The sequence below is a fragment of the Dermatophilus congolensis genome, assembly GCF_900187045.1.
Lineage (GTDB): Bacteria > Actinomycetota > Actinomycetes > Actinomycetales > Dermatophilaceae > Dermatophilus > Dermatophilus congolensis.
The window spans coordinates 1,031,891-1,044,938 of the sequence record NZ_LT906453.1 but is presented as its reverse complement, the minus strand read 5'-3'; the positions used below and the strand labels follow the sequence as shown (position 1 = coordinate 1,044,938).

Here is a 13,048-nt window from a genome sequence, read left to right as displayed (position 1 = left end):
GCCTCGAACTGGGCGAAGACGGCCATCACTGACAGCAGCTCACCAAATACGCACTCGTTCACTGGGCGCGAGCCACAAACCATCACCTGGCGCGACCTCAAACGCTTCATGGAACTCCGTCAAGTTGCGCACAATGTTGGCCCGCAAATCTACCGGCGAATGCGGATCAATCTTCAACAAACGACGCGCCTCCTGCGGACGAGACTTACCCCGCCATGCCTGCGCCCACCCCACGAAGAATCGCTGCTGGCCAGTCAAACCGTCCAGCAAAGCTGGCTCCGCGCCATCCAAAGAAATCAAATACGCCAGGTAAGAAATCGTTACTCCACCAAGATCCCCAATATTCTCACCAACCGTCAGAGCTCCATTAACTTTCTCTTCGGGAAGATCACGCGTCCTCAAACCCTCATACTGCGCAATCAATGCCGTGGCGCGCTCATCAAAACGCTCACGATCTTCTTCAGTCCACCAATCCTCTAGATTGCCTCGACCGTCATATTTTGACCCTTGGTCATCGAATCCATGCCCAATTTCATGGCCAATAACCGAACCAATAGCGCCATAATTCACTGCATCATCCGCCTCAGGATCAAAGAAAGGCGGCTGCAAAATAGCTGCCGGGAAAACAATCTCATTCATTCCCGGGTTGTAATACGCATTCACTGTCTGTGGAGTCATGAACCACTCACCGCGATCCACCGGACCGCCAAGCTTGCGCCATTCACGATCCGTTTCAAACGCCATAGCGCGGCGCACGTTTCCAATCAGGTCATCAGCCTCTACTCGCAACCCTGAGTAGTCACGCCACGAATCCGGATAACCGATTTTCGGAGTAAACAACGAAAGCTTCTCCAAAGCGCGCGCTTTGGTTGCTTCACTCATCCAATCCAAATCCGAAATATCACGCCGATACGCCTCAATTAGGTTCGACACTAGTTCCTGAACACGCGCCTTCGATTCAGGCTTGAACCGCTCGGCAACATACAAACGTCCCGCAGCTTCACCAATCAGCCCATCCACCAAGGCAACACCACGGCGCCACCGATCCCGCTGCACCGTCGTACCAGTCAACACCCGACCGTAGAAGTCAAAATGCTCCTGGTCGAAAGCCCCCGGCAAATAGGAAGACCACGAACGCAGCACCGACCACACCGCCCACCGCTTCCACTCAAGCAGCTCAGCTGACTGAACCAACTCAGACAATCCCTGCACATACGAGGGCATCGCCACCACGAACTCACCCGGCCCGCCCTCAGGTGCACCAGCACCATCAAGCCACGCGCGCCACGGAACCGCTGGCGCCAACTCCACCAGGCCATCAAAAGAAACCTTGTTATAAGTAGCGACAGCATCCCGCGCTGCCACCCGGTTCCAATGGTGCGAAGCCAACACCGTTTCGTGCATCATCACAGCACGCGCAATCTCACCTTCAGCACCTAACGGAGCCACCAGCTCAGGAGCATGTTCGGCCAGCAAAGCGAACGTGCGCTCGATATGTTTCACATACTGCTCACGGACCTCAGCGTGATCCTCTTCCCGGTAGTAGGCCTCGTCCGGCAGACCCAACCCTGACTGGTACACATTCGTCACATACGAGTCAGAAGCTCGCCGATCGGTATCAACAAACACCGCCACCGCCCCAGCCACACCTTCACGCTGCAGAACTCCCAGACGAGCCCACAACTGCTGAGCATCAGCAGCCTCAATCACCCCCGACACGGCATCGACCAGCGGTGAAACCCCAGCTGCCTCTACCTGCTCAACATCCATGAAAGACGCATACAGCGCTCCCACCTGGGCACGCACGCCGGCCAGCTCATCACCCTGGTCCCCTTCTGCTGCTGCCTCAGCAGCCCGGTCCACGATCTCGCGCATGTGCTCCTGCGCGGTATCGCGCAACACATCAAATGTCCCAAACCGGCCACGGTCAGCAGGGATCTCTGTGCGCGCAGCCCACCCACCGTTAACAAACCCAAACAAATCATCCTGAGGGCGGATGCTGCGGTCAAAAGCATCCACATCCACACCCGAGCGCAACTGATCAATAGACATGCGTTTATCTCCTCATCGGCGGTGCCTCGACCGCACACTCTTTGGTCGCGCGGCCTTTGGTCGCGCGGCCTTTGGTCGCGCGGCCTTTGGTCGCGCGGCCTTCGAAACCTCTCAGAGGTTCACAGACCGCCAATCCGGCCCTTACCGCTTTCTCACCGTACTGAAACACCGAAGCTAACAGGGCCTTTCTGGAGACATACGTTCAACATTCCCCATAGATTCCTCACCCCACGCACCTTGCGGGAAGCAAAACACCGCCACCAACGTTGTCCCTACCACCATGACAAACGGCGCACTTATCGTTCAGAGCGACAAGACACTCCTCCTGGAGGTCAACCACCCCGACGCAGTCGCGGCACGAGCCGCGATCGCACCATTCGCCGAACTCGAACGCTCCCCCGAACACATCCACACCTACCGCATCACACCCTTAGGGCTATGGAATGCCCGCTCGGCCGGATACGACGCCGAAACCGTCGTACACGCACTCGTGGAGCACTCCCGTTACCCCGTGCCTCACTCGCTCCTGGTCGATATCGCCGACACCATGGACAGATACGGGCGTCTTCGCCTCATCAAAGACGGCGATCGCCTCATCCTTGAAGCCACCGACCTGGCTGTATTTACAGAAGTAACCCGGCACAAAAAAATCGCTCCCCTCCTTGGCGAGCGCCTCGACGATAAACGTGTCATCGTCCACAACAGCGAACGAGGACATCTCAAACAAGAACTCCTCAAAGTCGGGTGGCCCGCCGAAGACCGAGCCGGATACGTGGATGGAAAAGCCCACCCCATCGGCCTATCCGATACTGACTGGCACCTACGCCCCTATCAGCAACACGCCATCGACAGCTTCATGGCCAGTGGATCAGGAGTAGTCGTTCTTCCTTGCGGGGCAGGAAAAACCCTTGTCGGTGCTGGCGCTATGGCCGCGGCAAGCACCATTACCCTCATCCTCGTCACTAATACCGTCGCTGCCCGCCAATGGCGCAACGAACTGCTACGCCGCACCACTCTGAGCGAAGACGAAATCGGCGAGTACTCCGGCACAGTCAAAGAAATCCGTCCAGTCACCATCGCCACATACCAAGTCCTCACGCACAAACGAAAAGGCACCTACACCCACCTGGATCTGCTCAATGCCCGCGACTGGGGACTCATCATTTACGACGAAGTCCATCTGCTGCCTGCCCCGATCTTCCGGATGACCGCTGATCTGCAAGCACGACGCCGGCTGGGCCTGACCGCGACGCTTGTACGCGAAGACGGACGCGAATCAGATGTGTTCAGCCTTATCGGCCCCAAACGTTTCGATGCCCCCTGGAAGGACATCGAGTCCCAGGGATACATTGCCCCTGCCCGCTGCACCGAAGTACGTGTGGCACTGCCTGACAGCGACCGGGTCACCTATGCCACCACCGACCCTCAGGAGCGCTACCGTTTCGCTTCCTGCCACAACGTCAAAGACACCGTTGTGGCAAAACTGCTTACCAAGCACCCCGGAGAACCCACCCTTGTCATCGGCCAATATCTCGAACAGCTTGAAACACTTGCAGCCGAACTCGACGCTCCGCTGATCACCGGACAAACGCCCGTCAAACAGCGTGAAAAACTTTTTCACCAATTCCGTACTGGCGAATTAAACCTGCTCGTTGTAAGCAAAGTGGCCAACTTCTCTGTCGACCTTCCCGAAGCCAGTGTTGCTATCCAAGTCAGCGGCACATTTGGCTCTAGACAAGAAGAAGCCCAACGTTTAGGCCGTCTGACCCGGCCGAAAAACGATGGTCGCAGCGCGCACTTCTACACCATCGTGGCCCGCGACACTATCGACGCCGAATTCGCAGCTCATCGGCAACGGTTCCTCGCTGAACAAGGGTATGCATACGCGATCATCGATGCTGATGACCTTGAGACAGAAAACGGTGCCACGCACTAAAAACCATCACTACACTTGCAGGACAATCCTTTTAAGCGAGGCTGCAATTTCGGCAGCGCCCCGGACAAAGGCTCTCGTGCACAACCCGAGCAGCACCCGTAGGCGAACAAGCTGGCACAGTTATTCCGAGGGCATTAGCCACGGTTCTGGTGCCCCTGACCGTAGATAGCAGCATCTACGCACCCACATGCGCAGGAGGGGCAATGAAAAATCAGCCGACCACCACACCACCATCGCAGCGCCACAGAGGCGGCAAGTCACGACGCGCCTCAGTAGCCCGCATGGCTGCAGCGATCCTGGTAGCGACCCCCGTTGCTCTCACACCCTGGTCAGCAGCCCAAAATGCGCACGCCGCCACCAAAGACCCCACGGTCAAAAAATCTGTTGCCAGTGTCTTGGCTGCGCGCAAGAAACCCACTCCACGCACCGGAGCGCAAAAGCCCCTTCCAGCCCTGTCCAAAGCCCAGTACCTGGCGCAAAAACCCGCCTGGTCTTACAAAACGTGCTCCACCGCAGCACGGGTAGCCGCAGACACCGGCAACAGCCCCTACCCCATCGAATGTGCTCGCATCCGCACCCCCTTGGACTGGCAAGACTTCTCTAAAGGCTCCATCAACCTCAACATCACTCGCCTCAAACACAGCAGCAAAGCCCGCAGCGCCCGCCCACTATTCGTCAACCCTGGCGGCCCCGGCTCTCCCGCAGGCGAATTCGTTTCAGCGATCGCTGACTCAAAAGAATCCCTGCGCACCACCCACGACATCATCGGCGTCGACCCCCGCGGCACCGGACTATCCAGCCCCGTTGAATGCCCCCTGCCCGACTTCACCCCCAAAGACCAGCGCGACACCAGCAAAGCTGTCCGCGAGCGCATGTGGCAAAGCTACAAGCAGTGGACGCAAGCGTGTACAAGCAAGCACCCCAAAGTGCTCCCCCACATCACCACCGCTAACACCGTCGCTGACATGGATCTGGTCCGACAGGTCCTCGGCTTCAAAACCATCGACTTTTTCGGCACTTCCGGTGGTTCTTGGATGGGCGCTTGGATGGCCAAGCTCTATCCGCACAGCACTGGACGCGTACTCACCGACGCTAACGCTAAGTTCACCGGTGACTGGCGTTCATCTTTCGCGCTGATGCCCCAAGGCTTCCAGCGCCGCTGGGACAAACAGGCTCTTCCATGGATCGCTCGGCATAACAAAGACTTCGGCCTAGGAACTACTGCCAACGAAGTCCGCAACAACTACGAGAAAATCCGCAGTGAAGTGGCTAAAGGACGCGTTCGCGACCTCACTCCTGCCAGCTTCGATGCCACTCTCATGCAGATGCTTTACAGCGATGAATCGCTCTCCTCCATTGGAGCCACGCTCAAACAGCTCAATGTCAGTCTGCGCAGCAGCAAAGGCACGGTGAAGATGCCCTCCGGGCAAACCTTCGAACCCGATGACAACGAAAGCCTGCTCTCCACCCAGACTGTCCGCACGGCCATCGTCTGCAACGACACTAACTTCGACCGGCGTCGCGAATCTCTCGAAAAGGAATACCTCGACGCGCAGAAGAAATACCCATTGCAAGGCTCCATGCTCAGCGTCATAGCCGCCCCGTGCGCCTACTGGCCATGGGCTCCCAAAAAGGTTCCCACCATCAATGGTTCAGGCTCGGTCAACATCCTCATGATCCAAGGTGAAGTTGACCCGGCTACCCCCGTAGAAGGCGCCCGCGCAGCACACGCTGCACACTCCGCCACCCGCATGATCACCATCGATAACGACGGAAACCACGGGGCATTCACCTCTGCACCTGATAACAAGTGCGTGAACAACATCGCTCTTGCCTGGCTGCAGCGAGGAATCTGGCCGCGTCAAGATGTCACATGTAAGGGCGCCCCCTTGCCCATGGAAAACAAAATATTTGAGGTCACTACTCCCTGACCCTCGGGTGCCTCGAGGCACAAATCCAGGCAAAATCCAGGCAAAACACGCATTCTGGAACAGTGACCGAAGATGTGACCGCCGAAGCCCGCCTACTCGTTGTCGAGGACGAACCCAGCATTCGTGAATTGCTAGCGACCTCACTCAAGTTCGCGGGCTTCGAGGTATTCACCGCCGCCGATGGTAACGAAGCAATCGAAGTTGCCGAACGTGAACAGCCCGACCTTGTCGTCCTTGACGTCATGCTTCCTGACATGGACGGCTTCGCTGTGACTTCCAAACTGCGAGACCGTGGCCGCGAAATGCCGATCGTTTTCGTCACCGCCATGGACAGCGTCGAAGACAAAGTTAAAGGCCTGACCGTCGGCGGCGACGACTACGTCACCAAACCTTTCAGCCTTGAAGAAGTTGTGGCTCGCATCCGCGCTGTGCTGCGCCGCACCCGTGGCGAAATCAGTGACGACTCCGTTCTGCGCTTCCACGACCTCGAACTCAACGAAGACTCACACGAAGTACGTCGCGGAACCCGCGTCGTGGACGTCTCACCCACAGAGTTCAAACTGCTCCGTTACCTCCTCATGAACCCCAACCGCGTTCTGTCTAAACAGCAGATCCTTGACCACGTTTGGGACTACGACTTCCGCGGCGAAGCAGGGATCGTCGAGTCATACATTTCCTACCTGCGCCGCAAAATCGACACGGAGGAACCGCACCTGATCCACACACGCCGCGGCGTTGGATACGTGCTGCGATTGCCTCCCGAATCAGCATGAGCGGGGTGCCACGCCCGCGCATCTCACCCGCGGCCGTGGGCCGGGTGACCGGCCGACTTCACGAAAAGTCGCTCACCTGGCGACTCCTCGCCGTCCTCGTCGTGCTCCTCGTCGTGGCGCTCACTCTCACGAGCCTGGCGACCAGCGCAATCATGCGCCGCTATCTCGTAGACCGCACCGTCGAGGAGCTCCGCACGGCAGCCGCACCCGTGGCTGAACGCGTGCTCCCCCAATACATGAATCGCAAAAACGACATTGACGTCCCCAGCACCTACGTCGTGTCGTTTATGAACACGGCGGGACGTCCTGTAGCGACCCTGGTCCCCTCGGGCATTGACGCTGAATCCGTCCCCGACATGCCCCGCCTGACCACTCGCGACGCCCGCGTCAGCTCCGCCGAACCGTTCATCCTTTCCTCGCCCAACGCATCCAGCCCTGCCTGGATCGTCGTTGCTGGACAAATGAGTAACGCCTCAGGCACCTACGCTGTGGCTACCTCCCTGGCCGGTGTGGAACAAGCCATCAACAAAACCATCGCAGCATCCTTTACCGTCAGCATGCTGCTCGTTTTGGGCTGCGTTTTCATCGGCTGGATAGGGTTCCAGCGCGCTTTCCGGCCACTACGCACCATCGAAGACACCGCCGCTGCGATCGCGGCAGGCGATCTATCACGACGCGTCCCCGAAACACGCGCACACGACGAAGTACAAAGCCTTTCCCGCTCCATCAACGCGATGCTCGCTCAAATCGAGGAGTCCTTTCGTATCCGCGAAGCTGGCGAACAGCGCATGCGACGCTTCGTCACCGACGCATCTCACGAACTGCGCACTCCCCTTGCAACAGTCCGCGGCTACGCAGAGCTCTATCGCCAAGGCGCTGCCTCTTCTCCTGAGCAAACAGCAGCCGCCATGAGCCGCATCGAAAATGAAGCCACACGTATGGCCGGACTCGTCGACGATCTGCTCACCCTCGCCAGACTCGACAACGCCCGCCCCATGAACATGAGCGTCGTTGACCTCACCGTTCTGTCTGCGGACGCCGTACAAGATGCCCGAGCACGCGACCGCGAACGCGAAATCCGTCTCCTGTCCATCGATGACGGTGACCTCGTGCCCACCGAAGTTGTTGGAGATGAAGCACGCCTGCGCCAAGTTGTCACCAACCTCGTCGCTAACGCCCTTTCCCACACTCCTGCAGGAAGCCCCATCGAAGTGGCCGTTGGAATACACCAACAACGAGCTCGCGTTGAAGTACGCGACCACGGACCAGGCATCGAACCCGAAGTCGCCGGCAAAGTCTTCGAACGCTTCTACCGCAATGACCCAGCCCGAGGCCGTAAACCCAGCGGCGGATACGGGCTCGGACTGGCTATCGTCGCCGGACTCATTGAAGCGCATGGAGGACGCGTCGGTGTAGCACCAACCCCTGGCGGAGGAGCTACTTTCGTTTTTGAGCTTCCTATTGCAGCCAATAGCAACACAGAGGCAGAGCACCCAGCCTCACAAACTGAAACAACTGCCACACGGGCTCGACGCCCTGTACGTCGACTCCTCACACCACGACGCCACAACACTGGAGGAACGGATGGCTAACGAACCCACCAACGCCCCCGGTCAGGAAGGGCCCAGTACCGGGCCAAACCAGGCTCCGGGAACCACGTGGCACGGCTCCGACACCTCGTCAGCGCCGTGGAAAATGGACGCATCCAAAAACTGGGACGCCCCCGGCGCTGACCCAAACCAAAGCGACGACACAGCAGAGAAAAAAGACGACGCCGCGACCAACCGAGCTAAAAAGCGCCGCGCAACCCTCTTCATCGGTATCGGCGCCGTGGTGCTCGTCGCCGCCCTGGCAGGACTAGCTCCCGCTTACCTCAGCGGACGCAACACCGCCGACGGCACTAAAAACCCTCCTGCTCAAAGCGATCAATTCCACTCCCAACCCGGACCGATCCAGCAAGCTTCCGGCTCTGCACCCGACTGGACCGCAACCGCCGAAGCAGTCGCCCCCAGTGTCGTTTCCATCACCGTCAACGCATATCAAGGAAACGCTCAAGGCTCGGGAGTGATCCTGGACAAAGAGGGCCACGTGGTCACCAACCACCACGTCGTGGCTGACGCCGTCAACGGACGCGGACAGATTTTCATCACCCTCAACGACAAACGCACTCACAAAGCAACCGTCGTCGGCTCGGACCCCAGCACCGACCTAGCCACCCTCAAAATGGTCGACGTCCCCTCCGACATACGCCCCATCACGCTCGGAGATTCTGACCAACTCAAAGTCGGTGTACCAGTCATGGCCGTCGGTAACCCACTAGGTCTGTCCGGCACCGTCACCGAAGGCATCATCAGCGCCCTGGATCGCCCGCTCATCACCAGCGGCAAACCTAACTACGCTGAGGCCACTATCTCTGAAGACGTCATCACCAACGCCATTCAGACATCTGCAGCCATCAACCCCGGTAACTCCGGAGGCGCACTGGTCAACGCATCCGGCCAGCTCATCGGCATTAACTCCTCCATCGCCCAAACCCAACAAGGCGGTGGAAACATCGGCATCGGCTTCGCTATCCCGGTCAACGCTATGAAAAACATCGCTTCCCAGCTCATCAAGAACGGCCACGTCCAACACGCCTTCATTGGAGTCAGCAGCCAGACCGGAAACGTCCCCGAAGGGGAAGCTCAACGCGCCGCAGCCCTGGTTGCGGAAGTTACACCCAATAGCCCTGCAGCCGAAGCCGGTATCCGCCGCGGCGATGCCATCGTCGCGATCAATAACGAGTCAATCGACGGTAAAGAGGCTCTCGTCGCACAAGTGCGCGACCACCGAGCAGGCGAACAAGTAACCCTGACCATCGTGCGCGGAAAACAACGCCAAGACGTTCAGGTCACTCTCGGTAGCCGCCCGCAAGACACAGAGGACAACGGGTAAGACACCTCACATTTAAAGGCCGGAAGCCCTAAAACAGGAGCTTCCGGCCTTTTCTATGCCTTAGCAGCCACCCACCCGCAGGTAGGGTTCGATCCGTCGCAAAGACACAACCAGAAACACCAAGGACACTCACCACACCACTAGCTCTTTCCACACAGAAAGTCCCCTTCCCGATGACCTCCCCATCCGCTTCACCCGCGAGCGCCATCCCTAACCGGTGGATCATCCTCGCCGGTGGCATTCTCGTTCAGCTTGCTCTCGGAGCTATCTACGCCTGGAGCACATTCGGTAAAGCTCTTCAAGCTGCGCCATCTGCTATGCACCTGTCTGCAGTGCAGGCGGCGCTTCCTTTCGAGTTGGCGCTCGGAATGATCTTCATCGGCACCTTCGTTGGCGGGCGTATCCAAGACGCCCGCGGCCCCCGCATCGTCGCTGTGGTGGGCGTTGTTCTCTACGCCATTGGGATCATCATCAGCTCATTCGCGACCACCCCCGGGGACCTATGGCTCCTTCTGATCGGATACGGTCTCATTTCTGGGCTTGGCCTGGGCATGGCCTACATCGTCCCGATTGCTCTACTGCAGAAATGGTTCCCTGATAAGGCCGGTCTTATTACCGGTTTAGCTGTCGCTGGGTTCGGTTTTGGTGCTGTTATCACCTCACCGGTGGCGCAAATGCTCATCGAGAGTGATCCGGTTCATCCCACAGCGCCTTTCCTACCTCTGGGGATTGCTTATCTGATTTTTGGTGTCTTGGGATCGCTAACTTTCGTTAACCCTCCCAGCGGATGGCGTCCTGCTGGAATGCCTGTTCCAAGCAACGAAACCACGAACTCCACTGCACGTGATTTCACCGTTAAAGAGGCGCTCTCTACACCCCAGTGGTATCTACTGACACTTATCTTGACTTTGTCGACCACTGCAGGAATCACATTGGTTTCAGGTGCAGCCGCAGCAGCAGCAAACATTGCCGGTTACAGTGCCGCCGCAGCAGCAGCCCTGGTTGGAATCATGGGGCTTTTCAATGGGGCTGGCCGCATTCTTTGGGCTGCACTGTCAGACCGTGTAGGCAAGATGAACGCTTTTGTCGGCATTCTCGCGCTGCAGGGAATTTGTTTGATTCTGATGCCTCACCTGGGCACCTCAGCAGCTGCTTTCGCGGTGTTGGCTGCCATTATCTACACCTGCTACGGCGGTGGTTTCGGAGCTATGCCCTCTACTGCAGGTAAGTTCTTCGGACTTACACACAGCGGCAGTATTTACGGGCTCATGCTTGTCGCGTGGTCTTTAGGGGGAGTCGGTGGCCCGTTGCTTTCTTCGGCGCTCATCGGTGGTGACGCGGAGAAAAACTACATGCTCGGCTACACCGTCATCGGCGTGATCGCTCTTGTCGGTGCGGTGATTCCTTTCCTCACCAAGCCACCGAAGGTGCACGCGGACAGCACCATTTAATTGTTCGTGACATGGCTGAGGGCCCATACCTTGTCGGTATGGGCCCTCAGCCATGTCACTTAGGCCTAGCGCGAGGCTAAGACCTCACGACACGATTAGGCCGGTGGGATCAGAAGCCCATGCCGCCCATGCCGCCCATGCCATCCATGTCAGGCGCGCCAGCGGCCGGGGCTGCCTTCTCCGGCTTGTCGGCCACGACTGCCTCTGTGGTGAGGAAGAGCGCAGCGATAGATGCTGCGTTCGACAGTGCGGAACGGGTGACCTTGGCTGGGTCGATGATTCCCTCAGCAAGCAGGTCAACGTACTCACCAGAAGCGGCGTTCAAGCCCTGGCCTGCAGGAAGGTTGCGCACCTTCTCCACAACAACGCCGCCTTCAAGGCCAGCGTTGACAGCGATCTGCTTCAAGGGAGCCTCGGCAGCAACACGGACGATGTTCGCACCCGTGGCTTCGTCGCCTTCCAAAGAAAGCTTGCCGAACGCGGCATCGGTGGCCTGCAGAAGCGCCACGCCACCACCAGCGACGATGCCTTCTTCCACAGCGGCCTTGGCGTTACGCACAGCGTCTTCGATGCGGTGCTTGCGTTCCTTGAGCTCAACCTCGGTAGCAGCACCAGCCTTGATGACAGCCACACCACCGGCGAGCTTGGCAAGACGCTCCTGCAGCTTCTCGCGGTCGTAGTCAGAGTCGGAGTTCTCGATCTCAGCGCGGATCTGCTTCACGCGGCCAGCGATCTGGTCTGCGTCGCCGCCACCTTCAACGATGGTGGTCTCATCTTTGGTGATGACAACCTTGCGCGCACGACCAAGCTGGTCAAGCTCGGTGTTTTCGAGCTTGAGGCCAACCTCTTCGGAGATGACCTGGCCGCCGGTGAGAATTGCGATGTCGGAGAGCATCGCCTTACGGCGGTCACCGAAACCGGGAGCCTTAACTGCCACGACGTTGATGATGCCGCGGATCTTGTTCAGCACCAGAGTGGCGAGTGCTTCCCCCTCGACGTCTTCAGCGACGATGAGCAGCGGCTTGCCTGCGCCCTTGGCCTTCTCCAGAACCGGGATGAGGTCCTTGATGGAGCCGATCTTGCTGTTGACGATGAGCACGTAGGCGTCCTCGAGGACAGCCTCCATGCGCTCGGTGTCTGTGACGAAGTAGGCGGAGATGTAGCCCTTGTCGAAGCGCATACCCTCGGTGAGCTCGAGCTCCAGGCCGAAGGTGTTGGACTCCTCGACAGTGATGACGCCTTCTTTGCCGACCTTGTCCATGGCTTCGGCGATCATCTCACCGATCTGGGCGTCAGCTGCGGAGATGGACGCGGTAGCAGCGATCTGCTCCTTGGTCTCGATCTCCTTGGCCATCGCGAGCAGTTCCTCGGAGACAGCGGCCGTGGCCTTCTCGATACCGCGCTTGAGGGCCATCGGGTTGGCGCCAGCGGCGACGTTGCGCAGGCCTTCCTTCACGAGAGCCTGAGCGAGGACAGTAGCGGTCGTGGTGCCGTCACCGGCAACGTCGTCGGTCTTCTTGGCGACCTCTTTGACTAGCTCCGCACCGATCTTCTCGTACGGGTCTTCGAGTTCGATCTCCTTAGCGATGGAGACACCATCGTTGGTGATCGTGGGGGCGCCCCACTTCTTCTCGAGGACAACGTTGCGGCCCTTAGGTCCGAGAGTGACCTTGACTGCGTCAGCGAGCTGGTTCATGCCCCGCTCGAGTCCGCGGCGCGCTTCTTCGTCGTAGGAAATGATCTTGGCCATGTTCGGTGGTTCCTCCCACACGAGCGGTTCTGGGTGGACCGGGCGGTGCCCGCGACGGACGACTCTTGCCTTCTCTGACGCCGTTTCGTAAGAGAAGGGCCTGAGCCTCACCGAGCCGGTCCTTCGTTCATTCCCCTCTGCACCGTCGGGCGACTCCGGGAGCCACCGCTGCGCGGAGCTCTTATCACTCGGACGATGAGAGTGCTAACTCCATGATTAGC

The 13,048-nt window shown here is 58.8% G+C and carries 8 protein-coding genes; 6 read left to right on the top strand and 2 right to left on the bottom strand.

Annotated elements, in window-relative coordinates:
• Positions 1-39: 39 nt before the first annotated feature.
• Complete coding sequence (locus CKV89_RS04470) at positions 40-2,052, bottom strand: M13 family metallopeptidase (RefSeq protein WP_034400952.1); 2,013 nt, start codon at positions 2,050-2,052, stop codon at positions 40-42.
• A 280-nt stretch (positions 2,053-2,332) separates the two neighbouring features.
• Here CKV89_RS04470 and CKV89_RS04465 point away from each other — a divergent pair, with 280 nt between their 5' ends.
• The 6 genes from CKV89_RS04465 to CKV89_RS04440 all read left to right on the top strand — a co-directional run bounded on the left by CKV89_RS04465 (position 2,333) and on the right by CKV89_RS04440 (position 11,077).
• Positions 2,333-3,988 carry a DNA repair helicase XPB gene (locus CKV89_RS04465; protein ID WP_028327119.1) on the top strand — a complete coding sequence of 552 codons (1,656 nt, stop codon included), beginning with the start codon at positions 2,333-2,335 and terminating at the stop codon, positions 3,986-3,988.
• Positions 3,989-4,191: 203 nt separating this feature from the next.
• The gene (locus CKV89_RS04460) at positions 4,192-5,919 is read left to right on the top strand and encodes an alpha/beta fold hydrolase (RefSeq protein WP_028327120.1); all 1,728 of its coding nucleotides are present in this window, start codon (positions 4,192-4,194) and stop codon (positions 5,917-5,919) included.
• A 62-nt stretch (positions 5,920-5,981) separates the two neighbouring features.
• Positions 5,982-6,692, top strand: coding sequence for a response regulator transcription factor (locus CKV89_RS04455; RefSeq protein ID WP_028327191.1), 711 nt, complete (start codon positions 5,982-5,984; stop codon positions 6,690-6,692).
• A 44-nt stretch (positions 6,693-6,736) separates the two neighbouring features.
• Entirely contained in the window at positions 6,737-8,284 is a 1,548-nt protein-coding gene (locus CKV89_RS04450; protein ID WP_231935451.1) for a sensor histidine kinase, read from the top strand.
• Positions 8,277-9,626 (top strand): S1C family serine protease, encoded by a 1,350-nt coding sequence (locus tag CKV89_RS04445; protein WP_231935450.1) that lies wholly within the window; start codon positions 8,277-8,279, stop codon positions 9,624-9,626. Before CKV89_RS04450 ends, CKV89_RS04445 begins: the two co-directional genes overlap by 8 nt.
• A gap of 173 nt (positions 9,627-9,799) precedes the next feature.
• On the top strand, positions 9,800-11,077 hold the full coding sequence (locus CKV89_RS04440; protein ID WP_028327121.1) for an L-lactate MFS transporter: 1,278 nt from the start codon (positions 9,800-9,802) through the stop codon (positions 11,075-11,077).
• 109 nt (positions 11,078-11,186) lie between these two features.
• Here CKV89_RS04440 and groL read toward each other — a convergent pair whose 3' ends face one another.
• Positions 11,187-12,827 (bottom strand): chaperonin GroEL, encoded by a 1,641-nt coding sequence (gene groL / locus CKV89_RS04435; protein ID WP_028327122.1) that lies wholly within the window; start codon positions 12,825-12,827, stop codon positions 11,187-11,189.
• Between the last annotated feature and the right edge of the window lie 221 nt (positions 12,828-13,048).